The organism is Sphingomonas metalli (assembly GCF_014641735.1).
Taxonomy (GTDB): domain Bacteria; phylum Pseudomonadota; class Alphaproteobacteria; order Sphingomonadales; family Sphingomonadaceae; genus Sphingomonas; species Sphingomonas metalli.
Window position 1 is genome coordinate 707,434 of the sequence record NZ_BMIH01000002.1, and the last position, 23,736, is coordinate 731,169.

Annotated in this window: 23 protein-coding genes and 1 riboswitch; of the genes, 16 read left to right on the forward strand and 7 right to left on the reverse strand. The window is 68.4% G+C overall.

Annotated elements, in window-relative coordinates:
* Window position 1: 1 nt before the first annotated feature.
* Entirely contained in the window at window positions 2-724 is a 723-nt protein-coding gene (gene phbB / locus IEX18_RS09410; protein ID WP_188658486.1) for an acetoacetyl-CoA reductase, read from the forward strand.
* 723 nt (window positions 725-1,447) lie between these two features.
* Here phbB and IEX18_RS09415 read toward each other — a convergent pair.
* Window positions 1,448-1,774: a glycine zipper 2TM domain-containing protein gene (locus IEX18_RS09415; RefSeq protein WP_188658676.1), complete on the reverse strand. Its 327-nt coding sequence runs from the start codon at window positions 1,772-1,774 to the stop codon at window positions 1,448-1,450.
* 161 nt (window positions 1,775-1,935) lie between these two features.
* On the opposite strand from IEX18_RS09415, the gene IEX18_RS09420 reads away from it, so the two are divergent.
* Complete coding sequence (locus IEX18_RS09420; protein WP_229664478.1) at window positions 1,936-2,931, forward strand: esterase-like activity of phytase family protein; 996 nt, start codon at window positions 1,936-1,938, stop codon at window positions 2,929-2,931.
* A 120-nt stretch (window positions 2,932-3,051) separates the two neighbouring features.
* Here the strand turns inward: IEX18_RS09420 and IEX18_RS09425 are convergent, their stop codons facing one another.
* Entirely contained in the window at window positions 3,052-4,374 is a 1,323-nt protein-coding gene (locus IEX18_RS09425; protein ID WP_188658487.1) for a sigma-54-dependent transcriptional regulator, read from the reverse strand.
* Entirely contained in the window at window positions 4,371-6,089 is a 1,719-nt protein-coding gene (locus IEX18_RS09430) for a sensor histidine kinase (RefSeq protein ID WP_188658488.1), read from the reverse strand. The genes IEX18_RS09425 and IEX18_RS09430 overlap by 4 nt, the downstream gene beginning before the upstream one ends.
* A 229-nt stretch (window positions 6,090-6,318) precedes the next feature.
* Here IEX18_RS09430 and IEX18_RS09435 point away from each other — a divergent pair, with 229 nt between their 5' ends.
* The 12 genes from IEX18_RS09435 to IEX18_RS09490 all read left to right on the forward strand — a co-directional run bounded on the left by IEX18_RS09435 (window position 6,319) and on the right by IEX18_RS09490 (window position 20,919).
* Entirely contained in the window at window positions 6,319-7,659 is a 1,341-nt protein-coding gene (locus tag IEX18_RS09435; protein ID WP_373284541.1) for a dicarboxylate/amino acid:cation symporter, read from the forward strand.
* Window positions 7,660-7,896: 237 nt separating this feature from the next.
* Window positions 7,897-9,399, forward strand: a complete 1,503-nt coding sequence (locus tag IEX18_RS09440) for an alginate export family protein (protein ID WP_188658490.1) — start codon at window positions 7,897-7,899, stop codon at window positions 9,397-9,399.
* A 47-nt stretch (window positions 9,400-9,446) separates the two neighbouring features.
* A complete protein-coding gene (locus tag IEX18_RS09445; RefSeq protein ID WP_373284542.1) occupies window positions 9,447-11,036 on the forward strand; it encodes an NAD-dependent malic enzyme in 1,590 nt (529 codons plus the stop codon).
* Between the two features lie 57 nt (window positions 11,037-11,093).
* Window positions 11,094-11,555, forward strand: a complete 462-nt coding sequence (locus IEX18_RS09450) for a VOC family protein (RefSeq protein ID WP_188658491.1) — start codon at window positions 11,094-11,096, stop codon at window positions 11,553-11,555.
* A gap of 724 nt (window positions 11,556-12,279) precedes the next feature.
* Window positions 12,280-12,534, forward strand: coding sequence for a hypothetical protein (locus IEX18_RS09455; protein ID WP_188658492.1), 255 nt, complete (start codon window positions 12,280-12,282; stop codon window positions 12,532-12,534).
* A 939-nt stretch (window positions 12,535-13,473) separates the two neighbouring features.
* On the forward strand, window positions 13,474-14,220 hold the full coding sequence (locus IEX18_RS09460) for an SDR family NAD(P)-dependent oxidoreductase (protein WP_188658493.1): 747 nt from the start codon (window positions 13,474-13,476) through the stop codon (window positions 14,218-14,220).
* 198 nt (window positions 14,221-14,418) lie between these two features.
* On the forward strand, window positions 14,419-15,249 hold the full coding sequence (locus IEX18_RS09465; RefSeq protein WP_188658494.1) for a sterol desaturase family protein: 831 nt from the start codon (window positions 14,419-14,421) through the stop codon (window positions 15,247-15,249).
* Window positions 15,194-15,604: a DUF2141 domain-containing protein gene (locus tag IEX18_RS09470; protein WP_229664509.1), complete on the forward strand. Its 411-nt coding sequence runs from the start codon at window positions 15,194-15,196 to the stop codon at window positions 15,602-15,604. The genes IEX18_RS09465 and IEX18_RS09470 overlap by 56 nt, the downstream gene beginning before the upstream one ends.
* Before the next feature lie 214 nt (window positions 15,605-15,818).
* On the forward strand, window positions 15,819-16,904 hold the full coding sequence (locus IEX18_RS09475; protein WP_188658496.1) for a ferritin-like domain-containing protein: 1,086 nt from the start codon (window positions 15,819-15,821) through the stop codon (window positions 16,902-16,904).
* Between the two features lie 50 nt (window positions 16,905-16,954).
* On the forward strand, window positions 16,955-17,986 hold the full coding sequence (locus IEX18_RS09480) for a ferritin-like domain-containing protein (protein WP_188658497.1): 1,032 nt from the start codon (window positions 16,955-16,957) through the stop codon (window positions 17,984-17,986).
* Window positions 17,987-18,080: 94 nt separating this feature from the next.
* Window positions 18,081-18,190, forward strand: a riboswitch (TPP riboswitch).
* Between the two features lie 39 nt (window positions 18,191-18,229).
* Window positions 18,230-20,143: a phosphomethylpyrimidine synthase ThiC gene (gene thiC / locus IEX18_RS09485; RefSeq protein ID WP_188658498.1), complete on the forward strand. Its 1,914-nt coding sequence runs from the start codon at window positions 18,230-18,232 to the stop codon at window positions 20,141-20,143.
* A gap of 38 nt (window positions 20,144-20,181) precedes the next feature.
* Window positions 20,182-20,919 carry a hypothetical protein gene (locus IEX18_RS09490; RefSeq protein ID WP_188658499.1) on the forward strand — a complete coding sequence of 246 codons (738 nt, stop codon included), beginning with the start codon at window positions 20,182-20,184 and terminating at the stop codon, window positions 20,917-20,919.
* On the opposite strand, the gene IEX18_RS09495 is transcribed toward IEX18_RS09490, so the two are convergent.
* Window positions 20,913-21,179 carry a Txe/YoeB family addiction module toxin gene (locus IEX18_RS09495; RefSeq protein ID WP_188658500.1) on the reverse strand — a complete coding sequence of 89 codons (267 nt, stop codon included), beginning with the start codon at window positions 21,177-21,179 and terminating at the stop codon, window positions 20,913-20,915. The two genes, IEX18_RS09490 and IEX18_RS09495, sit on opposite strands and share 7 nt — an antisense overlap.
* On the reverse strand, window positions 21,176-21,421 hold the full coding sequence (locus tag IEX18_RS09500) for a type II toxin-antitoxin system Phd/YefM family antitoxin (RefSeq protein WP_188658501.1): 246 nt from the start codon (window positions 21,419-21,421) through the stop codon (window positions 21,176-21,178). Before IEX18_RS09500 ends, IEX18_RS09495 begins: the two co-directional genes overlap by 4 nt.
* A 74-nt stretch (window positions 21,422-21,495) precedes the next feature.
* Here IEX18_RS09500 and IEX18_RS09505 point away from each other — a divergent pair, with 74 nt between their 5' ends.
* A complete protein-coding gene (locus tag IEX18_RS09505) occupies window positions 21,496-21,681 on the forward strand; it encodes a hypothetical protein (RefSeq protein WP_188658502.1) in 186 nt (61 codons plus the stop codon).
* Window positions 21,682-21,771: 90 nt separating this feature from the next.
* A complete protein-coding gene (locus IEX18_RS09510; protein ID WP_229664479.1) occupies window positions 21,772-22,518 on the forward strand; it encodes a helix-turn-helix domain-containing protein in 747 nt (248 codons plus the stop codon).
* A gap of 160 nt (window positions 22,519-22,678) precedes the next feature.
* Here IEX18_RS09510 and IEX18_RS09515 read toward each other — a convergent pair whose 3' ends face one another.
* Entirely contained in the window at window positions 22,679-22,981 is a 303-nt protein-coding gene (locus IEX18_RS09515) for an alkylphosphonate utilization protein (RefSeq protein WP_188658504.1), read from the reverse strand.
* A gap of 20 nt (window positions 22,982-23,001) precedes the next feature.
* Window positions 23,002-23,700, reverse strand: coding sequence for a uracil-DNA glycosylase (gene ung / locus IEX18_RS09520; protein ID WP_188658505.1), 699 nt, complete (start codon window positions 23,698-23,700; stop codon window positions 23,002-23,004).
* Between the last annotated feature and the right edge of the window lie 36 nt (window positions 23,701-23,736).

The window sequence follows — 23,736 nt, forward strand, 5'->3', positions numbered from 1 at the left end:
AATGGCACGGGTGGCGATCGTCACGGGCGGCACGCGCGGGATCGGCGAGGCGATCAGCCTTGCGCTCAAGGAGGCCGGCGTCACCGTCGCGGCTAATTATGCCGGCAACGACCAGCGCGCGGCCGAATTCACCGAGCGGACCGGGATCAAGGCGTTCAAATGGGACGTCGCCGACTATGACGCCTGCCAGGCCGGCTGCGCGAAGGTCGCGGAAGAGCTCGGCCCGGTCGACATCGTCGTGAACAATGCCGGCATCACGCGCGACGGCACCATCCTGAAGATGAGCTATCAGGCGTGGAAAGAGGTGATCGACACCAATCTGGGCGGTTGCTTCAACATGGCCAAGGCGACCTTTCCCGGGATGCGCGAGCGCAAATGGGGCCGGATCGTCAATATCGGCTCGATCAACGGTCAGGCCGGCCAGTACGGCCAGGTGAACTATGCCGCCGCCAAGTCGGGCATCCACGGCTTCACCAAGGCGCTGGCGCAGGAAGGCGCGAAGGCCGGCGTGACGGTGAACGCGATCGCGCCGGGCTATATCGACACCGACATGGTCGCCGCGGTCCCCGCCGAGGTGCTGGAGAAGATCGTCGCCAAGATTCCGGTCGGCCGCCTCGGCCAGGCGCACGAGATCGCGCGCGGCGTGGCGTTCCTCTGCTCGGAGGATGGCGGGTTCGTCACCGGCTCGACGCTGAGCATCAACGGCGGGCAGCATATGTACTGACGATCATCCGCCGCCGAGGCGGCGAATTACCGGCACGGTCGGCGGGTCGGCGCCTCGCCGAACCCGTCCGACGTCGCGGCGGCGGCTTCGCCGTTGCCGCGACCCGAGCTCCCCTAGAGAGTGACCCTTCCAAGCTGAAGCGTCACCCCGGCGAAGGCCGGGGCACAGTCGGGGGACGCTGATGATGTAGGTCGCGCCTTGTTTCGCAGGCCTTCCCAACTGGGCCCCGGCCTTCGCCGGGGTGACGATGGGAAACGATTCAAGCCGGGTGGATCAAACTTTAAATCCTCCCCCGTGAGCGGGAGGTGGCAGCCGGCAGGCTGACGGGGGGGGGCGGGCGGCGGCGCACATTCGATGGCTCCACCCCTTCCTCCCCCTCCGACCGGATGAGCCGGCCACCTCCCCCTTGCGGGGGAGGATTGGAGTCGAGATCGATCGGCCCTGCCCATCTCCGTTCGCCCTGAGCGAAGTCGAAGGGCAGCTCTCCACACAGTGCTTCGACTGCGCTCAGCACGAACGGGTAATGACAGCGGGTCGAAACAAGCCCGAGATTGGGGCGACCAAGGATCGGGCGACGGCTCCGTCGCATCGCCGCATGAACGCTCCTGGTCCTTCGCCGCTCGAGGCAAGGATCGCCCGCCATGACAAGAGGGCCGGCGCCTTGCGGCACCGACCCTCCGCCCTCGATACGCTACGCGAGGGAACCTGTATCCGCCGCAGCGATCAGCGGCAGTAATCCGGCCGGTCGCCGCGCTCGACCGCGCGGCCCGCCAGCGCGCCGGCACCGGCGCCGAGCAGCGTGCCCATGGTGCGGTCGCCGCGGGTGTCGATGGTGCGGCCGAGCAGGCCGCCGGCGATCGCACCGACGAGGAGGCCGGTATTGCCCTTCTTGCACTGGCGGCGCGCCTCGGCGTCGCGGCGGCCCTCATAATAGCCCTGCGAATAGCGCTCGCCGCGATAGCGGGGGCGCGCATCGGCGGCGCTCAGCGGCACCAGCGTCGAGGCGGTCATGGCGATCGCGGCCGTGGCGAGGGTGAAATTCTTGAACATCATGTCTTCTCCCGGTCTTCCCGGCGGCGGGGCCTGATCCGTCGTCTCAAGGCCCGTCGTCGATGACATGCTTCTGGACGATTCGCGTTGAGTGCATCCTGAATGTGTCCGTTATCGTCGGTTCAGCCTTTGCAGCCGCATCGCCCGGCCTATGAGGGCGCGTGTCCCGCCCGCGTCCCGCCCCCCTCGCCGCCGCAATCCTGCTGCCGCTCGTGCTCGGCACGGGCTGGTCGGGCGAGGAGCGGCGGGCGCTGCCCCAGCCGGGGCCGGCCCGTATCGTGGCAACGCCGGTGGCGCTCGATCCCGCCGATCCCGCGCGGCGGCGGGTGGGTGCGCTGCGCTTTCTCGGCGGGGTGGCGCTGGCCAGTCCCGACCGGGCCTTTGGCAGCTTCTCCGCGATCGCGGTCGCGCCGGCGCGCGCGGGGACGCGGGTGATGCTGGTCAGCGACGCCGGCCATGTCGCCCGGATGACGCTGGACGCGCGCTGGCGGATCGCCGATCCGCGCTTCGGCGAACTGCCCGCCGGCCCGCGCACCGGGTGGGAGAAGCGCGATCGCGATGCGGAGTCGCTTGCGCGCGATCCCGCCACCGGGCGGGTGTGGGTGGGGTTCGAGAGCGCGAACCAGATCTGGCGCTACGGCCCCGACGGGATCGCCTTCGCGGCGCCCGCGGCGATGCGGGCGTGGCGGAGCAATGGCGGGCCGGAGTCGCTCGCGCGACTGCGCGACGGCCGCTTCGTCGCGCTGAGCGAGTCGCGGCCCTATGGCGCTGCGGCGCGCGCGGGGCTGGTCTGGCGCGGCGATCCGGTCGCCGATCCGCGCCCGGCTTTCGCCTTCCGCTACGTGCCCGCCCCCGGCTATGATCCGGCGGACCTGACCGAATTGCCCGATGGCCGGCTGCTCGTGCTGGAGCGGGCGCTGTTCCTGCCGTTTCGCTGGTCGAACCGGCTGGTCCTGATCGACCCCGATGCGCTCCGCCCGGGTGCCGCCGTCTCGGGGCGCGAGATCGCCCGGCTGGAGGCGCCGCTGGTCCACGATAATTTCGAAGGCATCGCGGCGCTGCGCGAGGACGGGGCTACCGTCCTGTGGCTGGTGTCGGACGACAATTGGCTGCCGATCCAGACGACCTATCTGCTGAAGTTCCGATTCGACGGTTGACGGCCTTTACACCCCCCTCCCCTTCAGGGGAGGGGCTGGGGGTGGGGCACTTCCGCTGGCGCGGCGCGTGAGGAGACGCCCCACCCCAACCCTTCCCCTGAAGGGGAGGGGCTATCGCCGCTACCCCCGCCCCTTGCGGCGCAGCGCGCCGAGATCGATCCCGTGGCGCTGCACCTTGTAGTAGAAGGTCTTGCGCGGCAGCCCGAGCCGGACCATCGCCGCGCCGATCTCGCCGCGCGCGGCGAGCACCGCCTCGACGATCGCGTCGCGCTCGAAGGCGGCGACCCGGTCGGGCAGCGTGCCGGCGGCATCGGGCTCGGCCGCCGCCTCGCCTTCCAGCCCCAGCACGAAGCGGTCGGCGAAATGCGCCAGCTCGCGGACATTGCCGGGCCAGTCATGCCCGGCCAGATGGTCGCGCACCGATGCAGTCAGCGGCGGTATGGGCCGCCGCAGCCGTGCGGCCGAAGCGTCGGCCAGATGCGCGAACAGGAGCGGCACGTCCTCGCGCCGCTCGCGCAGGGGCGGCAGCCGCAATCGCACCGCGGCGAGGCGATAGAACAGCTCGGGCCGGATCGCATCGGCCGCGCGCTCACCGGGGTCGCCGGCGGTCGCGACCACGCGCAGGTCGAGCGGCAGCGGCTCGCGCCCGCCCGGCTGGCGCAGCGCGCGCTCCTCGAGCAGCGGCACCAGCTGCGCCTGCAGCCGCGGCGAGGCGCGGTCGACATCGTCGAGGAACAGCGTGCCCCGGCTTGCCGCGGCGACGCCGCCCTCGCCGCCGCCGAACAGCTCGCCCTCGACCAGCGCATTGGGCAGCGCGGCGCAGGCGACCGCGACGAACCGGTGCCGCGCCCGCCGCCCCGCGCGATGGAGCAGCCGGGCGAGCAGTTCCTTGCCGGTGCCCGTCTCGCCTTCGAGGAACAGGTCGATATCGGCGCCGGCCAGCACCGGCACCATCTCGCGCAGCCGGCGGATCGCGGGTGCGTCGCCGATCAGCGCGGCGGCGACATGGTCGCCCGTTCCCGCCTCCGCCGCGGCACGCAGGCGGCGATTGTCGAGCGCCAGCGCGCGTGCCGTCGCCGCCCGCCCGACCGCGGCGACCAGCGCATCGGGCGCGCAGGGCTTGGTCAGGAAATCCCAGGCTCCTGCCTTGAGCGCGGCGACCGCGGTCTCGACATCGGCATGGCCGGTGATGAGGATCACGGGCAGAGTCGCGTCGCGGGCATGCAGCGCGCGGAACAGCTCCAGCCCCGACAGGCCGGGCATCCGGATGTCGCTGACCACCACGCCGGGATAATCGGCGTCGATCCGGTCGAGCGCCGGGGCGGCGGCGGGAAACGCCTCCACCGCGAACCCGGCCAGCGTCAGCAACTGCGCGGTCGAGGCGCGCAGATCCTCGTCGTCCTCGACCAGCGCCACCGGGCAGGCGTTCGCCGCGTCGCTCATCCCCGGCGCATCTCGACCACGAACACCGCGCCGCCGCCGCCCGGCACCAGCCGCAGTGCGCCGCCGAGATCGTGCATGATGTCCTGCGCGATCGTCAGCCCTAGGCCGAGGCCTTGCGGGCGGCTGGTGGCGAAGGGGGTGAAGAGCTTCGCCGCGATGTCGGGCGCGATGCCGGGGCCATTGTCGGCGACGGTCAGCGCGACCGTGTCGGGCATCGTCGCGAGCGTCAGCACGATGCGCGGATCGGCCTGCCCCTCCAGCGCCTCGATCGCATTCTGAAGCAGGTTGACCATCACCTGCTCCAGCCGCACCCGACCGGCGATCACAATCAGGTCGGCGGGAATGTCGGGCAGGATCAGCGCGACCCGCGCCAGCCGCTCCTTCAGGATCAGCCGCGCGCCGTCGATCACCTCGGCCAGCGGCACCGGCCCGATCGCGCCAGAGCCCTTGCGCGAGAAGCCGCGCAGCTCCGCCGTCACCGCGCCGATCCGCCCGGTCAGCCGGTCGATCGCGCGCAGATTGCCGCGCACCTCCTCCAGCGCGCCGCGATCGAGCAGCTGCTCGCCCGTGACCGCATAATTGCGGATCGCCGCGACCGGCTGCGCCGTCTCGTGCGCGACGCTCGCGGTGATCTGCCCGAGCGCGGCGAGCCGGTTGGCCTGGCGTAGCCCCTCCCGCAGCTCGGCCGCGCGCGCTTCGGCGGCGGCGCGCTCGGCGATCTCGCGGCTGAGATCGGCGGTCCGCTCCGCCACCGCCGCTTCCAGCGCCTCGGTCCGTTCGGTGCGCCGCCGGGCGCGCTCGCGCCAGCCCCAGACCAGCGCGGCGAGCGCCAGCGTCGCCAGCCCGGCCGCGATCGCGGCGTTGCGCGTCGCGACGTCCACCACGCCGCGCACCGGCATCGCCAGCGCCACCTGCCAGCCGCGCTCGTCGATCGGACTGCGGGCGACCAGCAGCGGCCCGGCCGCGCCCGCCGTCTCGACCAGCCCGTCCGGCCGCACCGTCAGGGGCGGCGCCCCCAGCGCGGCGACGCCATAGTCGGTCCGCGCCGCCGCAGCCTCGGCGCCGGTCAGCGGGCGGGTCGCGGCGAAGCGCCAGTCGGGCCGGCTGGTGACCAGCACGATACCCGCGCGCGCGGTGACGAAGGTGATGCCGCCCGCCGCACGCCACGCCTGTTCGATCCGATCGAACTCCAGCTTGACCACCACCACCCCGCCGCCGGCCGTGCGCCGCGACAGATAGAGGCCCGGCCGCCGGCTGACCGTGCCGAGCGCGAACTGCTCGGCGCTGCCGTCGCGCATCGCGGCCGAATAATAGCGCCGAAAGCGATAGTCCTGCCCGACGAAGCTGGTCGGCCGCCGCCAGTTGCTGGCCGCCAGCGCGCGCCCGGCCGGCCCGACCAGATAGATGGCCGCGGCGCCGGTATGCGCCGCCAGCGTTTCCAGCTTGCGGTCGAGCGCGTGCGCCGCGGTCTGCTGCCCGGCCAGTGTCGCGACGAGATCGCGATCGTCGGCGATCGCCTCCGGCAGCAGGCGGAAGCGGGCGACCTCGCTCGCAAGCAGCGCCTGGCGCAGCCGGACGTCGGCCGAGAGCGTCGCGGCGAAGCGCAGGCGCGCGCCCCGTTCGGCCACCAGCCCCGCGATCAGCGCCGCTGCGAGGCTCGCGACCAGCGCCGCGATGACCCAGCCGGCGCGGCGCAGCGTCCGCGAATCACCCATGGTCCGCATCCTAGGAGCGGGCCCGGCGATGTGCAATTTCCTGCACTCCTCGCGGCCCGCAGCGGCGGAAAACTGCACGCGCCGTGGGTCAGGTCGGGCGATAAACGGCGGAAATCCGCGGCGAATGCACTGCACGCATGGGCCTTTGCGCCCGATGCAGCAGTGCCGGAGAATGGCGCGATAACCGCCGACAGGGCGGACCGATCGAGAGGAGCCGAGCATGATGAAGATGGAAACCGTGCCGCACCATGGCCCGGGCGCCCCGCCCCCCGCGGCCCGGCCCTGGTATGCCCAGCTCTACGTCCAGGTGCTGATCGCGATCACCGCCGGCGTGCTGCTCGGCCATTTCGCCCCGGCGACGGGCGAGGCGCTCAAGCCGCTCGGCGACGCCTTCATCAAGGCGGTGAAGATGATCATCGCGCCGGTCATCTTCCTCACCATCGTCACCGGCATCGCCGGGATGCGCGACCTCGCCTCGGTCGGCCGGGTGGCGGGCAAGGCCTTCCTCTACTTTTTCTTCTTCTCGACGCTCGCGCTGATCGTCGGGATGATCGTCGCCAACGTCGTCCAGCCGGGCGCGGGGCTCAACATCGATCCCGCCACGCTCGACACGTCCAAGGTCAGCGAGTTCGCGGCCAAGGCGCACGACACCACGATCACCGGCTTCCTGACCGGGATCATTCCCGACACCTTCCTGTCGGCGATGACCGAGGGCAACATCCTCCAGGTGCTGTTCGTCGCGATCCTGTTCGGGATCAGCCTGGCGATGGTCGGCGATCGCGGCGCCAAAGTGCTCGACCTGCTCGACGACGTGTCGATCGCCTTCTTCAAGCTGGTCGGCATCGTCATGAAGGCCGCGCCGATCGGCGCGTTCGGCGCGATGGCCTTCACCATCGGCAAGTACGGCGTCGGCGCGCTCGCCAACCTCGCTTTCCTGGTCGGCACCTTCTACCTCACCTCGATCCTGTTCGTCGTGATCGTGCTCGGCGTGGTCGCGCGGCTGGCCGGCTTCTCGATCTTCAGCCTGATCGCCTATCTGAAAGCGGAGCTGCTGCTGGTGCTCGGCACCTCCTCGTCGGAAAGCGCGCTGCCCTCGCTGATCGAGAAGATGGAGCGGGCCGGCTGCCCCAAGTCGATCGTCGGGCTGGTCGTGCCGACCGGCTATTCCTTCAACCTCGACGGCACCAACATCTACATGACGCTGGCGGCGCTGTTCATCGCCCAGGCCTGCAATGTCGAGCTGACGATCGGCCAGCAACTGCTGCTGCTCGGCGTCGCGATGCTCTCGTCCAAGGGCGCGGCGGGGGTGACCGGCGCCGGCTTCATCACGCTGGCGGCGACGCTGTCGATCGTCCCCTCGGTGCCGGTTGCGGGCATGGCGCTGATCCTCGGCATCGACCGCTTCATGAGCGAGTGCCGCAGCCTGACCAACTTCATCGGCAATGCGGTGGCGACGGTGGTGGTCTCGCGCTGGGAGGGCAAGCTCGACCGGGCGCAGTTCGACGCGGCGCTCGCCGGTCGCCTGCCGCGGGTCGAGGACCTGCCCGAGGGGGTCGTCGCGGCGGAGTGATCCGTCCGCTTGCTTACCGCTCCTCGCTCCCCACTCGCCTACCCCCCGACCGTTCGCCCTGAGCTTGTCGAAGGGCTGCTCTTCCTGGCCGCGGAGTGTGCGGCACGAAGAGAAGAACAGTGCTTCGACAAGCTCAGCACGAACGGGGGAGAGGGGTGCTCAGCCCGAACGAACGGGGAAGCGGAGGGTAGGTCGAGCTTTCCTGCCCTTACCGGTTCCAGTCCCAAGGACCAGCCCATGACCCGCACCACGCGCATCCTTCGCGCCACCGCCCTGCTCGCGTCCGCAACGCTCGCCGCGCCGCTCGCCGCGCAGACCAAGACTCCCGCGCCGAGTGAGGCGGGGCAGACCCGCAACCCGGCCACCCCCACCGTCACTTCCTACCCCGCCGCCGCGGCCGGCGACGGCGCCACGACCAACGGCTTCAACCTGTCGCGCTGGGCGGAGGACTGGAGCAGCTATCGCGATCCGAAGAAGCGCGACGACCCGCTCGACCGGCTCAAATACCTGCCGCTCGACGGGGACGGCGACATCTACCTGACCCTGTCGGGCGAGCTGCGGCTGCGGGTCAACCACACCACCAACCCCAATCTGCGCGACCTGCCGGCGCAGCGGCAGGACATCAACCGCATCGTCGCGGGCGCGGACCTGCATGTCGGACCGCATCTGCGCGGCTTCGTCGAGGTGGCGCATGGCGGCATCGGCGGGGTGGAGCTGGGCGTGCCGGCGGCGACGCTGCGCAACGACCTCGTCGTCCAGCAGGCCTTCGTGGAAGGCGATGTCGAGGCCGCGGGCGTCTCGTTCGGGCTGCGCTATGGCCGGCAGGAATTCACCGACGGGCCGAACCTGCTCGTCTCGCAGCGCGACAACAACACGATCCGCTATACGCTCAACGGCTGGCGCGGCTGGGCGCGGAGCGCGACGCTGCGCGCCGATCTGTTCGACCTGAAGCCGACCGCCTATGGCGATCTCGGCACCGACGACGACATCAGCGATCCCGCCCGCCGCTTTTCCGGCATCACCATGGGCTGGGCCGTGCCAAAGAGCTGGTTCGGCGGGTCGAAGCTCTATGTCGATCCCTTCTTCTGGCGGCGGCGCAACAATGTCGGCGCCTGGGGCGGGCGGATCGGACCGGCGGAGCGTTTCTATGCCGGCACGCGCATCTGGGGCGATGCCGGGCCGCTGACGATCGACTGGTCGGCCAACCACCAGTTCGGCACCTATATCAACCAGAAGATCGACGCCTGGCAGGTGTTCCTCGCCCAGACCTACCGGCTCGGCAAGCCGGCGACCGCGCCGCGGATCGGCTTCCATGTCGACTATGCCAGCGGCGGGGGCGGCTATGGCGACGGCAAGCTGCGCGACGCCTATGCGCCGTTCGGCAACAACATCTATTACAGCTACCAGCTGTTCCTGACCCCGTCGAACCTGATCGCGGCCGCGCCCAACGTGACGTTCTCGCCGCTCAGGAACCTGCGCGTCACCGCCGAGTACCAGTTTACCTGGCGCGACGACGTGCGCGATGCGGTCTATCGCGCCAACGGCCAGCCCTTCGCCGGGACCCAGCGGTTCGGCGCGCGCAAGATCGCCGATGTGGCGCGGCTCCAGGCGGTGTGGACGATCAGCCCGCGCCTGTCGGTGACCGGCCGCTACGAGCATCTCGCCGCCGGCCCCGCCCTGACCGATGCCGGCTACAAGAGCTCGGACTTCCTCGCGGGCTGGATCAGCTTCCGCTTCTGACAAGGATCATCGCCATCTCTCCCGCCGTCCACGCCGCCGCCCGCGCGCTGCTCGCCGATCCGCTGACCAACAAGGGGACCGCCTTCACCGAGGCCGAACGCGACCGTCTCGGGTTGCACGGCCTGCTGCCCCCGCATGTCGGCACGCTGGGCAGCCAGATCGCCCGTCGCCGCCGCGCGCTGGAAGGGATGGCGGACGATTTCCACCGCTACGCCTTCCTGCGCGAGCTGCAGGATTCGAACGAGGTGCTGTTCCACGCCCTCGTCCAGTCGGACCTGCCGCGGATGCTGCCGCTGGTCTACACGCCCACGGTCGGCGAGGGGTGCGAGCGGTTCAGCGATATCTGGCGGCGGCCGCGCGGGCTGTTCCTATCCTACCCCAACCGGAACCGCATCGCCGACATCCTCGCCGATCCCGCGCTCGACCGGGTGAAGGTGATCGTGGTCAGCGACGGCGAGCGCATCCTGGGGCTGGGCGATCAGGGCGCGGGCGGGATGGGCATTCCGATCGGCAAGCTCGCCCTCTACACCGCCTGCGCCGGCATCCACCCGGCCGAGGTGCTGCCGATCCTGCTCGATGTGGGCACGGACAATGTCGCCCGGCGCGAGGACCCGCTCTATGTCGGCTGGCGCAACCCGCGCATCCGCGGACCGGAGTACGACGCCTTCGTCGAGGCGTTCGTGGCGGCCGTGGCCGATCGCTTCCCCGGCGTGCTCCTCCAATGGGAGGATTTCGCGGGCAGGAACGCCTACGACCTGCTTGACCGCTATCGCGACCGGCTCTTGAGCTTCAACGACGATATCCAGGGCACTGCGGCGACCGCGACCGGCACGCTGCTCGCCGCGATCCGGCGGACGGGCGAGCCGCTGGCGCAGCAGCGCATCGTCCTGTTCGGCGCGGGCGCGGCGGGCAGCGGCGTGGCGGAGATGCTGGTGCGCGCGATGATGGCGGCGGGGCTGGACGAGGCGGCGGCGCGCTCGCGCATCTGGGCGGTGGATCGCGACGGGCTGATCCTGTCCAACATCCCCCGCCTGCCTGCGCAGCAGGTGCCGCTCGCCCATGATCCCGCCGAAGTCACGGGCTGGACGCTGACCGACGCGCGCATCGGCCTGTACGACACAGTAGTGAACGTGAAGCCGACCGTGCTGATCGGCGCATCGGGCCAGATGGGCGCGTTCGGCGAGCCGGTGGTGCGCGCCATGGCCGCGGGCTGCGCCGCGCCGGTGATCTTCCCGCTCTCCAACCCCGTCTCCCGCGCCGAGGCGCACCCCGCGGACCTCCTCGCCTGGACCGACGGGCGCGCGCTGGTCGGCACCGGCAGCCCGTTCGGCGTCGCGGGCGTGACGCAGGTCAACAATGTCTACATCTTCCCCGGCGTCGGCCTCGGCGCGCTGGCGGCGCAGGCGAGCCGGGTGACCGACGGCATGTTCATGGCCGCCGCCGAGACGCTCGGCACGCTGGGCGGCGCGGCCGACGGCTCGCTCCTCCCGCCGATCGAGCAGCTGCGCGCGGTAGCGCTGACGATCGCGGTGGCGGTGGCGGCACAGGCGGTCCGCGACAGCGTCGCGACCGCGCCGGCCGCTGAGATGACGGCGGAGGCGATTGCGGGACGGATGTGGGAGGCGGTGTATGATTGACTGGCGTCTGGTCGCGCCCGCTTGCGGACATCCTGCGTCGGCCCCACACATCCGCTCATGACCGATGCCGCAAACGTAATTACCGTCGACCACACAGGCTTCGCTGTTTCGTCTTTGGACGCAGCCATCCGATTCTGGACGGAAGCGCTCGGCTTCACGCTAGAGCGTCAGACGGAGATGGGCGGCGCCTTCCTGCATCAGGTGACTGGTGTCATTGACCCGGATGTAAAGACAGCGATCGTCAAGGCACCCGACGGCTACTTGGTCGAATTGCTGCAATATTCGAACGGCTTCCGGAACGGGAGAGTACCCGATAGCGCGGGATCGATCGGAGCCGCTCACCTGGCTTTGACCGTGAGGGACATTCACGCCGCCATCACCCGCGTCGAAGCGGCAGGATGGAATGCGAAGGGGAGTCCGCTGCCGATCCCCGGCGGTCCACGGCAGGGGACCTTGGTGGCCTACGTTTCAGGCCCCGATCACGTCACGATAGAGCTCATGCAGCCGCCAGCCCGTTGACAGCCGGCGGCTGCTTCCCACCAATAGCGGACGTCGGGGAGGCGGAGGCAACCTCCGTCGCGGTGCCAGCTCGCCGAGGGGGCAGGACTTTTGACGAGCATGCCCGTACCCCAACGATAACTCTGTTGATGTCCGCCTAGGGTCAGATGCGACCATTCTACAAATACTTCATTGCGCCTCGGAGCCGTTACTTGTTTCATAAAGTGACTAGAGATCAACTTCGGCGCCATCGGGCAGCTCGGACCAACCAAACCCCTCGCCACACTGCCCAGCGCTGCAATCTAAAGTGGCGTTCATGTCAGATCTTACCTCATCCACATCTTCGCAACTTGGGACTCCGGTCGGCTGTAAGATGACAACCGGTTCCGGACGCATCTCTTTCACGCCCCGCAGAAAAGGATGCAGAGCCGCGCGATCGATGTCGAAAGCGGGTGCGGTTCGGTATCCCATCCACAAGTTCGCGCGAAGCTTCCCTTTATCGTTCAACTTCAAGAAGTATGCCGGAACCTGGTGGCCCAACCATCCTGGCTTCTTCCACATGGTTAGCGTGTTTGGACACTGCCCAGATGAGTACGTCTGGGAACTGCACCCTGTGAGAGGCAAACCAACGAACAGCAGGGCACAGGGCAGCCTCATAGCTCGGGTTGTGCTGCTCTGAAGCTACGTTGGCAACCACAGGTTCGCCCAATTGCGGACATAGGGACGTGCTGGCATCCTCGAAGCCATGGCTGCGATCATCTATCTATCGCCCGGCGAACAGATGCAGGATTGCGAGTACGACGAGCCGTGGTTGCTCGTGGAGGCATCAGACGACGGCCGGTTCTTCGGAACTGGTTCAGCGTGGAAACCTAATGGTGAATGGGTCGGCTATGGCTCGCTGCCCGAGAGCGACTACTCCCTAACCGAAGCTCTGGCAGCGGCGCAGCTGTGGGCCGACAGATACAGCGTGCCTACGATTTGGGTTCAATTGACACCATAGGTCTGCTTACGCCCAATAGCGGACGTTCGGTCAATCATGCATCTAGAACGACTACTCCAGGAAGCCTGCGATCAGCATCAAGCAGCCCCACCGAGGCATCGCAACACCGCAGTGGCCCGGCATTGAGGGTTTTGGCCTATTATAGCGACGAGTTTTCCGTCTTTGCCAGACGGACCGGCGGCGCAAATTCAGTCGTGCTATCTCGAGATATGAAGTAATCTCCAGAGCTGCTTACAAATACGTAAAAGCAGGTACTGCCTGACACCCGCCAATTCACGCAGAAGCCTGTCTCGGTGATTGAGTAGGTACCCGCAGCAGCCTCGATCCCAAGGCGTTCTTCGTATCTCCCATTCGGGAGAAAACTTATAAAGTTCGTCCCATATTTGTCGGATAAACCGTAGTAGACATAGCGTGAGCCCGCGATGAATGCTTTCACTTCCGCGGAGGTGCGGAGGGGGCGTGGTTGCTCCGGTGTCTGAGCCTTGCTGTGCGTGGGTGGTCCACAGGCACTAAACGTCAGCAAGGCTGCCACTGGCAGGCAATATGCGGCCTTCATCGCCGGAACTGCCTTGCTTCCGGGCGCCTGGTCCAGACCAAAGGCTGGAAGGCGATTGTTCGAGAGTGGAATGCTACCAAAGTGCCGCCTCCCTTTCGCTGAGCGTAGCCATACTCGGTTCCTGGCTCGGCTGGCATCCCTATCCCACGTTGTCTCATCAGAGCGTGGTGCATTGGTCGCCGTAACGGCGGGCCGGTCAGCCTCACGGCCTACCTATCCCGTTCGAAGATGCGCTCGCGGCGCTTCCGCGGCTGCGTGAGGCTACAATGGACGTCCGCTTTCCACCAGAAGCAGACGCGCGCCGTAGCCGGGTCACCACCCCGTGACCTTCCCGCCTCCCCTGCGTTAAGGCGCCTCGACCGAATGCAGCGAGGAGCCTTGTCATGACCCGTACCGCTCTCATCACCGGCGCCACCGCCGGGATCGGCGCCGCCGCCACGCGCGCCTTTGTCGGTGCGGGGTGGCGCGTGATCGCGACCGGGCGGCGGGCGGAGCGGCTGGCGGCGTTGCGGGACGAGCTGGGCGAAGCGCTCCACCCCGCGGTGTTCGACGTGCGCGACGAGGCCGCGCGCGATGCAGCGCTCGATGCCCTGCCGGAGGGGTTTCGCGACATCGACCTGCTGGTCAACAATGCCGGCCTCGCGCTCGGCACCGCGCCGGCGCAGCAGGCGGACATCGCCCAGTGGAAGACGATGGTCGACACCAATATCGTGTCGCTGATGGCGTTGACCCACAGGCTGCTGCCGCAGCTGATCGAGCGCAAGGGCGCGATCATCAACCTGTCGTCGATCGCGGCGACCTATCCCTATTCGGGCGGCAACGTCTATGCGGGGACCAAGGCGTTCGTGCGGCAATTCTCGCTGGGGCTGCGGGCCGATCTCGCCGGCACGGGGGTTCGCGTGACCTCGATCGAGCCGGGCATGGCGGAGACGGAGTTCACGCTGGTGCGCACCGGCGGCGACCAGGCCGCGTCGGACACGCTCTATGCCGGGGTCGAGCCGATGACGGGCGAGGATATCGCCGAGACGATCCTGTGGGTCGCGCAGCTGCCGCCGCATCTCAACATCAACCGGCTGGAGCTGATGCCGACGCGGCAGTCCTTCGCGGGGTTCCAGATCTCTCGGGGGTAGGTGAGCTTCCGACAGCGAACAGCCCCAACACAGGGAGTCGATAGCGATCAGCTTTGTTCACTTGCGTTCGCCCTGAGCGAAGTCGAAGGTCAGCTCTCCCCGAGATGCTTCGACTGCGCTCAGCACGAACGGGTGGTTACAGCTGATCGAATCCAACTCTAAGTCGCCCCCACTCGCGAAATCGGCTATGGCCGCGCCATGTGGATCGCAATGCTCCTCTCCGCGCTGGCGATGACCGCGATCGTCGGGGTGCGCTACCTGATCGTGTCGGGGGCGTTCGCCTGGGCGACCCGGCTGCGGCATCCGGGGCTCTATACCGGGCTCGACCCGCAGGTGCGGCGGGAGATCTGGTGGAGCCTAGCCTCCGCCGTCATCTACGGCGTGCCCGCCGGGGTGGTGGCCTGGGGCTGGCAGAATCGCGGCTGGACGCAGATCTATGCCGATGTCCACGACCGGCCGCTCTGGTACCTGCCCGTCTCGGTGCTGCTCTACCTGCTGGCGCATGACGCCTGGTTCTACTGGACGCATCGCTGGATGCACCGGCCGGAGCCCTTCCGCCTCGCCCATGCCGTCCATCATGCCAGCCGGCCCCCGACCGCCTGGGCCGCGATGGCGTTCCATCCGATCGAGGCACTGACCGGTGCTGTGGCAATTCCGCTACTGGTGTTCTTGATTCCGATCCATGTCGGCGCGCTGGGCTTCGTCCTGGCGACGATGACGATTATGGGAGTGACCAATCACATGGGCTGGGAGATTTTCCCCCGGTTCATGTGGGCCGGGCCATTGGGGGGCTGGCTGATCACCGCAAGCCATCATCAGCGGCATCACGAGCAATACGGGTGTAACTATGGTCTCTATTTCCGCCACTGGGATCGGTGGTGTGGGACCGATCGGGGGATCGGGGACTTCACACGCGAACATGCGCGGGCGCGCCGCCGGGCGGACGCGGCTGCGCGCGGCGCTGACGGTGGCGATGCTGGCGGCGGGGTGGACGGCGCTCGGCGGAGCGAGCCCGGTCACGCGGCTTGACGTCGACGTCGAGAAGCTGCGCTCGGCCAAGGGGATGATCCGCCTCTGCCTGACCGCGGATCCCGACAACTTCCCCAATTGCGTCGACGATGCCCATGCGCTCAGCCGTTCGGTGCCGGCCGGCAGCCCGCTGGTCCGCCTCTCCGGCCTGCCCGCGGGGGGCTATGCAATCGCTGTGATCCATGACGAGAACGGCAATTCGAAGCTCGACACCTTTGTCGGCATCCCGCGCGAGGGCTTCGGCTTCTCGCGCAACCCGCCGATCCGCTTCGGCCCGCCGCGCTTTGCCGCCGCCCGCTTCCAGTTGCAGGGCGAGGCGCAGACCCAGCAGATCCTGATGCGCTACATGCTGTAGTCGTTATCGACCCCTTGGCCCACGCCGGCGACGCGCCGGCCAGGCATTTGGGTACGTAATCGGACATAAGCTTAATTTCGATTTATTTCGTGCGTCCGTCAGCCGCGGGCGAACGTTCCTGCCTTCACCGGTGACGCCGGAGGAGCGGCGGGCATCGGGCGATGATGCCGTCGGCGTGCCCCGTGCACGCCGGCCCCAAAAGGGATGTTCCGAAATGGCTGACAGCGTGCAGATGATGGAGGCACTGGACAACCGCGTCCGGCGCCGGGACGAACGCCGCGAATTCTTCAAGGCCGCGCTGGGCATGGGCGCGCTGGCGGCCGGCGGCGCGGCCGCGCTGACCTTCTCGACGAAGGCGAGCGCCCAGACGCAGACGATCACCGACGTGGACATCCTGAACTTCGCGCTGAACCTCGAATATCTCGAGGCGCAATTCTATGCCTATGCCGCGACCGGCAGCGGCATCGCGGCCAACCTGCAGACCGGAACCGGGCGCCAGGGTGCGGTGATCACCGGCAACAGCCCGCACCAGGCGCGCCAGGTCAACTTCACCGACGCCGCGGTCCGCGCCTATGCGCAGGAGATCGCCGCGGACGAGGTGGCGCACGTCGCCTTCCTGCGCACGGCGATCGGCACCACCTCTGCCGTCGCCCAGCCGGCGATCAACATCTCCGGCGATCGCGACGGGCCATTCACCGCCGCCGCCTCCGCGGCCGGCGTGCCGCTGTCGAGCGACGGGGTGTTCGATCCCTATTCGAGCGACGAGGCGTTCCTGCTCGGCGCCTATATCTTCGAGGACGTCGGCGTCACCGCCTATAAGGGCGCGTCGCCGCTCCTGACCAACAAGACCTTCCTCCAGGCCGCCGCCGGCATCCTCGCCACCGAGGCCTATCATGCCGCGATCGTCCGCGCGACGCTCTACGCCAAGGGGATCGGCACTCCCGCCATCGGCAGCGCTCCGGCGGTCACCGCCCAGCCCGGCCTGATCACCGCGGCGCAGCGCATCTCCGACGCCCGCGACCTGCTCGACGGCACCGGCTCGGCCGCGCTCGGCATGCTCGACCGCTCGTCGGGCCGCGTGTCCGGTGGCGACCTCGACCAGGGTCTGACGACCACCACGTCGGGCCAGACGAACGCCAACATCGTCCCGGCCGACACCAACGGCCTCGCCTACAGCCGCACGGCCGGGCAAGTCCTGAATATCGTCTACCTCAACCTGACGACGGCAGCGACGACGATGGGCGGGTTCTTCCCCAACGGCGTCAACGGCAACATCAACGCCAGCATCGGCACGGCCTGAGCCGCAAGCCCGAGCCCCATCGACTTCATCCTCCAGGGAGGACACAGGACATGACCGAAGAGCGTTTCATTCTCGACGTGATCGAGGAAGCCAGTGCCAAGCGCCGCACCGAGCGTCGCCGTTTCATGAAGATGGCCGGCGGCGCCGCTGCTGCAGCTGGTGGCCTGTCGCTGCTGGCGGCCTGCAACAACGACGACGACCGCGACGTCCCCGTCGCGACGCCCACCCCCACGCCGGCCGCGGTCAGCGAGGTCGACGTGCTGAACTTCGCGCTCCAGCTCGAATATCTGGAAGCGAATTTCTACAGCTATGCCGCCTTCGGCCAGCCGATCGCCAGCACGCTGCGGTCCGGCACCGGCACGCCCGGATCGGTGCAGATCGTGTCCGGCACCACCGCGGGCCAGCCGCGCGCGGTGTCCTTCCAGGATCCGATCGTCGCGGCCTATGCCCGCGAGATCGCCGCCGACGAGATCGCCCACGTCACCTTCCTGCGCACCGCACTGGGCGGATCGGCGGCGGCGCAGCCGGCGATCAACATCTCGGGCGACGCCACCGGCGCCTTCACCGCCGCGGCGCGGGCGGCGGGCGTGGTCGGCTCGGGCGCGACCTTCGACCCCTATGCCGACGACAACAGCTTCCTGCTCGGCGCCTATCTGTTCGAGGATGTCGGCGTCACCGCCTATATGGGCGGCGTCCAGCTGCTCTCGACGCCGGCCTATATCGAGGCGGCGGCGGGCATCCATGCTGTCGAGGCCTATCATGCCGGCCTGGTCCGCACCGTCCTCTACCGCAAGGGGCTGACGACCGCGTCGATCTTCACCGCCACCCAGCAGATCTCGGACGCGCGCGATTCGCTGGACGGCACGTCGAACACCGGCCTGCTCAACCAGGGCGGCGACCGCGACCAGGGGATCATCGGGTCGTCCTCGTCGATCGCGAACATCGTGCCGACCGACTCGAACGGCATCGTCTATGTCCGCTCGCCCCAGCAGGTGCTGAACATCGTCTATCTGAATGCGACGTCGACCAATGGCGGGGGCTTCTTCCCCGCGGGCGTCAACGGTTCCGTTCGCAGCTCCTGAGCCCCCTCTTCCGAATGCTGCGACGGCGGGCCGGCACCTTCCCCAGGGTGCCGGCCCTTTTCGTTTGTGGCGAAGAGCCGACGCGCCTATGCTCGCGCCATCCCCGGGGGACCGCCGATCCGCGGTTGAGAGGGAGCGAGGACGCTCCGACCCGCCGAACCTGATCCGGTTGATACCGGCGGAGGGAGGGAGCGGTCGCATAGCCGTGATCCGTCCTCGCTCCGACCAACGGAGAGACGTGACATGGCAGACATCCAGGCTCGCACCGAGATCGGCGTGACCACCGGGCCGATCCGCGGCAGCCGCAAGATCCATGTCGGCCCGCTCGGCGTCGCGATGCGCGCGATCGACCTCGATCCTTCCTGCGGCGAGCCGCCGCTCAACGTCTACGACACGTCCGGCCCCTATACCGATCCCGCCGCCACGATCGACATCATGGCCGGCCTGCCCGCGCTGCGCCGCAGCTGGATCGAGGGGCGCGGCGATGTGGAACGCTACGACGCGCGCGAGATCCGGCCGGAGGATAACGGCCAGCTCGGCCCCGACCGGTCGGGCGGGGTCCAGCCCTTCCCCAATGTCGTCAAGCGGCCGCTGCGGGCGAAGCCCGGCGCGAACGTCAGCCAGATGCATTATGCACGTCGCGGCATCATCACGCCCGAGATGGAATATGTCGCCACGCGCGAGAATCTGGGCCGCGAGATGCTGCGCGAATATCAGCGCGACGGCGAGAGCTTCGGCGCGGCGATCCCCGACTATGTGACGCCCGAATTCGTCCGCGACGAGGTGGCGCGCGGCCGGGCGATCATCCCGTCGAACATCAACCATCCCGAGAGCGAGCCGATGGCGATCGGCCGCAACTTCCTCGTGAAGATCAACGCCAATATCGGCAACAGCGCGGTAGCGAGCAATGTCGCGGCAGAGGTCGACAAGCTGGTCTGGTCGATCCGCTGGGGTGCGGACACGGTGATGGACCTGTCGACGGGCCGCAACATCCACGACACGCGCGAATGGATCCTCCGCAACAGCCCCGTGCCGATCGGCACCGTGCCCATCTATCAGGCGCTGGAGAAGGTCGGCGGCATCGCCGAGGACCTGACCTGGGAGATCTTCCGCGATACGCTGATCGAACAGGCCGAACAGGGCGTCGACTATTTCACCATCCATGCCGGCGTGCGGCTGCCGTACATCCCGATGACCGCCAAGCGCGTGACCGGCATCGTGTCGCGCGGCGGCAGCATCATGGCGAAATGGTGCCTCGCGCATCACAAGGAGTCGTTCCTCTACGAGCGGTTCGACGAGATCACCGAGATCATGAAGGCCTATGACATCGCCTATTCGCTTGGCGATGGCCTCCGCCCCGGCTCGATCGCCGACGCCAATGACGAGGCGCAGTTCAGCGAGCTCTACACGCTCGGCGAGCTGACCCACCGCGCCTGGGCGCAGGACGTGCAAGTGATGATCGAGGGCCCCGGCCATGTGCCGATGCACAAGATCAAGGAGAATATGGACAAGCAGCTGAAGGCGTGCGGCGAGGCGCCCTTCTACACGCTGGGGCCGCTGACCACCGACATCGCGCCCGGCTACGACCATATCACCAGCGGCATCGGCGCGGCGATGATCGGCTGGTACGGCACGGCGATGCTCTGCTACGTCACGCCCAAGGAGCATCTGGGCCTGCCCGACCGCGACGATGTGAAGGTCGGCGTGGTCACCTACAAGCTCGCCGCTCATGCCGCCGACCTCGCCAAGGGCCATCCGGCCGCCAAGCTGCGCGACGACGCGCTGTCGCGGGCACGCTTCGAGTTCCGCTGGCGCGACCAGTTCAACCTGTCGCTCGATCCCGATACGGCGGAATCCTATCACGACCAGACCCTGCCGGCGGAAGGCGCGAAGACCGCGCATTTCTGCTCGATGTGCGGGCCGAAATTCTGCAGCATGAAGATCACGCAGGAAGTCCGCGACTTCGCGGCGAAGCAGAACGCGCCGGTGGAGAGCTTCCTCAGCTCCTCCCCGCTCCGCGGGGAGGGGGACCGTTCGGCGCAGCCGAATGGTGGAGGGGCCTTGCCGCTGGACGCAACCGACGCCGAAGCCGGCATGGCAAAGATGAGCGAGACGTTCCGGGAGAAGGGCGGGGAGGTTTACCTGCCGGCAGAGTGAGGTAAGCCAAACTTCTCCCCGCTATGCGGGGAGGAGCGGTGCAGAAGATGCTCGCCTCAGCCTATAGTGCGTTATTGCGACAACGGGGCAAGGGGTCAAAAAAGATGATCGAAAGGTTCAGCGCGGGCGCAACCGCCGTTGCTAAATTGTACGGCCACGACAATGTCGGCGACTTCATTGTCAGTCATATCGCGACCCTGCAAGGAGCAGACAATGCCTTGGTCAGCCGCTGTGGCGAGGTCTTGGCGGCGGTACGTGAAGGTTTCGGTGTGGGCGGAGAACACTCGCTCATGGTCATCGCGCTCGGTCAAACGCTGCTCAGCGGCGGCGTAGTGCCTGTTGGCGGTGTCGTCAGCCTTTCGAACCCGGTGACCCTGACCTGTGCCGCCATCGGAGCGATCCATTATGGATGGAATGCCTTGTCCGAACAGGAAAAGGCAGCAATTCTGGCGTCCGTGGCGACGATATTCGCGACGGGCGTCGAATCCGTCCGATCCGTTGCCGGTTTCGTGCTGAAAACGATCAAGGCCCTGCTGTCGCGGGAAAACCTTGCTGCGCTAAAGAAGATGGCCAGCGATGGTGCCGCCTATTTCGACCGCTGTATCGGTGACATCACTCGCTCCATCGCCGATCGATCGCGCGATTTGTATCAGGCGACGTGGAAGCGGCTGCCCGACGTTGCCAGCAGCCTGCCAGTAAGTTTGCCATTTCGGCGAGCGGCGAATGTGACGCCTTCCGACACCGAAATCACACCGGCAATTCTTCCGCCTCAATAATGATACCGGCACTGCGCCACTTGCAGCACCTGTTCCTCACCACTGCCCGCCACGCGATACACCAGCCGATGCTCGGCGTTGATCCGACGCGACCACCAGCCTGATAGGTTGCCGCCGAGCGGCTCCGGCTTGCCCGTCCCCTTGAACGGATGGCGCCGGCATTCCTCGATCAGCACGTTGATCTTGTCCGTGAGCTTGGCGTCATGTTCCTGCCACCAGCGATAGTCGTCCCACGCTGTCGGCCAGAACTCTACCTTCACGGAAAGGGCACGCCTTCGTCGCCGGACTCGAAGCCGCGAACAGCTTCCAGCAGCCGCTCGGCATTTTTGGGCGAGCGCAGCAGGTACAGCGTCTCCTCGATCGATGCCCATTCGCTGGCGGAAACCAGCACCGCGCCCTCGCCGCGCTGCCGGGTGATGGCGAGGGGGGCGCGGTCCGCGACGACCTTGTCGATCATCGCCTTCAAATTCTCGCGCGCTTCGGAATAGCTGACGGCCTGCATCGCCCAAATAGGCCAGAACATTGTCCAATGTCAAAGGCGGCGGCACCCCTGGCGCGCCCGCTCGTTCCAGCGTCATGTCCCTGTCGACACCCCAGTCCGCGCGCGTCGCGATCCGCTTCGGCCGCCGCGCCCGACTGCGGGCGGAGGTCAGCGTCACGCCTGTCGGTTTGCTGGCGATCGGCGGGATGGTGGCCGCGATCCTGCTGTCGGTCCCGCCGATCATCCGCGCCGCGGGCGAGGTACGCCGCGCGGCGCCTTGACGGAGCCGGCCTGCCTCCCACCCAAATCTTTAGGGGTGACCCGCCGTCCGCCGCTCCCCTAGCCTCGGACCCATGCACGGGCGACAGGCGGTGACGATCACGGGATATGCGGCGCTGACCGAGCGGGAGAAGCAGAGCTTGCGGCTGCTGCTCGAGGGGCATGACGCCAAGTCGATGGCCCGCCACCTCGGCCTGTCGGTCCATACGGTCAACGAGCGGCTGCGCGATGCGCGGCGCAAGCTGGCCGTGTCGAGCAGCAAGGAGGCCGCGCGCCTGCTGCGCCAGGCGGAACAGGACCCCGAAACCGTGACGGACAAGGCTTTGGGGGATGCCGGGGCGAGCCCGGCGCGCCATCCCGCCGATCCGCCCGGCGAGGATGCGACGCCATCGCGTCGCACGCGCCGGGTGATCGGAGGATGCATCATGATCTCGCTCATCGCCGCCCTGCTCGCCGTGCAGCTGCCGGGCCCGTCCCAGACGACCGCCCCGTCGCCGGCGACCGCGCCGGCCGAAACCGCCGCCAGCCGTACGGCGCGCGACTGGCTGGCGCTGGTCGATGCCGGCCGCTGGAACGAAAGCTATGCCGGCACCGCCGCGCCCTTCCGCACGCTCAACACGGTCGCGGCATGGCGCGCCGCGTCGGAACGGGCGCGTGCGCCGCTCGGCCGGATGGTGTCGCGCACGCTGCTGGACGAGCAGGACATCCCCGCCCCGCCCAACGGCTATCGCACCGTCCGCTTCCGCACCGACTTCGCCAACCGGCGCGGGGTGATCGAGACGGTATCGCTCGACCGGGATGGCGGTGAGTGGAAGGTGGCGGGCGTCTATATCGGGTGACCTGCCCGACCGGCCAGTCGAGGGCGATTGCGGCGCGATCTGACGCGCCAAGATGGCGATCACGCCCGAGTGGCAGGCCGGTCGTCTCGCACCGATGCGAATCGTCTATGCTGGCAAGGTCTGTGGCTATCGGGCCGTCCCGACGATCGGGTCATCGCCACTACCGCTTGCGCACGAATTCCGCGCGCAGGACCAGCCCCTTGATCCCGTCGAACTTGCAGTCGATCTCCTGCGGGTCGCCGGTCAGGCGGATCGATCTGATCAGCGTGCCGCGCTTCAGCGTCTGGCCGGCGCCCTTGACGTCCAGATCCTTGATGAGCGTCACCTGATCGCCATCGGCCAGCAGGTTGCCGACCGAGTCGCGCACCTCGATCCGGTCGGCGGCGGCGCGCTTAGCGGCGAGGTCGGCGGCCGGCAGCCATTCGCCGCTCTCCTCGTCGAACACATAGTCGTCGTCGCTCATTCCGATGCCCCCGATGAAAGTCAGACCGTCGCCGGCAGCGCCCAGTCGATCGTGCCGCGGCCATGCGTTTCCAGAAAGGCGTTGGCCTGGCTGAACGGCCGGCTGCCGAACCAGCCGCCATGCGCCGACAGCGGCGACGGATGCGGCGCTTTCAGCACCAGATGGTGGCCGCCCTCGGCCACGCTGCGGACGAAGCCCGCCTTCTTCTGCGCATAGGCCCCCCAGAGCAGGAACACGACCGGCTCCGGCCGGGCCGCCACCACCCGCACCACCGCATCGGTGAAGGTCTCCCATCCCCGCGCGCGATGGGCGCCGGCGCGCCCCTCCTCGACGGTCAGCACGCTGTTGAGCAGCAGCACGCCCTGCCGCGCCCAATGTTCGAGAAAGCCGTGGCGTGCAGGCGCGATGCCGCAGTCGCTCGCCAGTTCCTTGTAGATGTTGATGAGGCTCGGCGGGGGCTTCACCCCGGGCCGGACCGAGAAGCACAGGCCGTGCGCCTGGCCGGCGCCATGATAGGGATCCTGCCCCAGAAGGACGACGCGCACGGCGGGCAGCGGCGTCAATTCCAGCGCGCGGAACCGGTCCGCCGCCGGCGGGAAGATGCGCTTGCCCGCCGCCTCCTCGGCGTCGAGATAGGCGCGCAGCCTCGCCATGGAGTCGGCCGCGAACGCGTCGCGCAGCGGTTCCAGCCAGCTCGGGTCGATGTGCGGATCTGCCATGACCGCCCCCTATCGCGGCGGGATCGGCCCCGGCAA

What these genes read in the sequence shown, in the direction of transcription:
- IEX18_RS09435 (WP_373284541.1), top strand. Translation starts at nt 6,319, where the DNA reads ATGGAAACCGTGCCGCACCATGGCCCGGGCGCCCCGCCCCCCGCGGCC.
- IEX18_RS09430 (WP_188658488.1), bottom strand. Translation starts at nt 6,089, where the DNA reads ATGGGTGATTCGCGGACGCTGCGCCGCGCCGGCTGGGTCATCGCGGCG.
- IEX18_RS09455 (WP_188658492.1), top strand. Translation starts at nt 12,280, where the DNA reads ATGGCTGCGATCATCTATCTATCGCCCGGCGAACAGATGCAGGATTGC.
- IEX18_RS09415 (WP_188658676.1), bottom strand. Translation starts at nt 1,774, where the DNA reads ATGTTCAAGAATTTCACCCTCGCCACGGCCGCGATCGCCATGACCGCC.
- IEX18_RS09515 (WP_188658504.1), bottom strand. Translation starts at nt 22,981, where the DNA reads ATGAGCGACGACGACTATGTGTTCGACGAGGAGAGCGGCGAATGGCTG.
- IEX18_RS09450 (WP_188658491.1), top strand. Translation starts at nt 11,094, where the DNA reads ATGACCGATGCCGCAAACGTAATTACCGTCGACCACACAGGCTTCGCT.
- thiC (WP_188658498.1), top strand. Translation starts at nt 18,230, where the DNA reads ATGGCAGACATCCAGGCTCGCACCGAGATCGGCGTGACCACCGGGCCG.
- IEX18_RS09480 (WP_188658497.1), top strand. Translation starts at nt 16,955, where the DNA reads ATGACCGAAGAGCGTTTCATTCTCGACGTGATCGAGGAAGCCAGTGCC.
- IEX18_RS09500 (WP_188658501.1), bottom strand. Translation starts at nt 21,421, where the DNA reads ATGCAGGCCGTCAGCTATTCCGAAGCGCGCGAGAATTTGAAGGCGATG.
- IEX18_RS09465 (WP_188658494.1), top strand. Translation starts at nt 14,419, where the DNA reads ATGTGGATCGCAATGCTCCTCTCCGCGCTGGCGATGACCGCGATCGTC.
- IEX18_RS09475 (WP_188658496.1), top strand. Translation starts at nt 15,819, where the DNA reads ATGGCTGACAGCGTGCAGATGATGGAGGCACTGGACAACCGCGTCCGG.
- IEX18_RS09470 (WP_229664509.1), top strand. Translation starts at nt 15,194, where the DNA reads ATGCTGGCGGCGGGGTGGACGGCGCTCGGCGGAGCGAGCCCGGTCACG.
- ung (WP_188658505.1), bottom strand. Translation starts at nt 23,700, where the DNA reads ATGGCAGATCCGCACATCGACCCGAGCTGGCTGGAACCGCTGCGCGAC.
- IEX18_RS09425 (WP_188658487.1), bottom strand. Translation starts at nt 4,374, where the DNA reads ATGAGCGACGCGGCGAACGCCTGCCCGGTGGCGCTGGTCGAGGACGAC.
- IEX18_RS09460 (WP_188658493.1), top strand. Translation starts at nt 13,474, where the DNA reads ATGACCCGTACCGCTCTCATCACCGGCGCCACCGCCGGGATCGGCGCC.
- phbB (WP_188658486.1), top strand. Translation starts at nt 2, where the DNA reads ATGGCACGGGTGGCGATCGTCACGGGCGGCACGCGCGGGATCGGCGAG.
- IEX18_RS09505 (WP_188658502.1), top strand. Translation starts at nt 21,496, where the DNA reads ATGTCCCTGTCGACACCCCAGTCCGCGCGCGTCGCGATCCGCTTCGGC.
- IEX18_RS09440 (WP_188658490.1), top strand. Translation starts at nt 7,897, where the DNA reads ATGACCCGCACCACGCGCATCCTTCGCGCCACCGCCCTGCTCGCGTCC.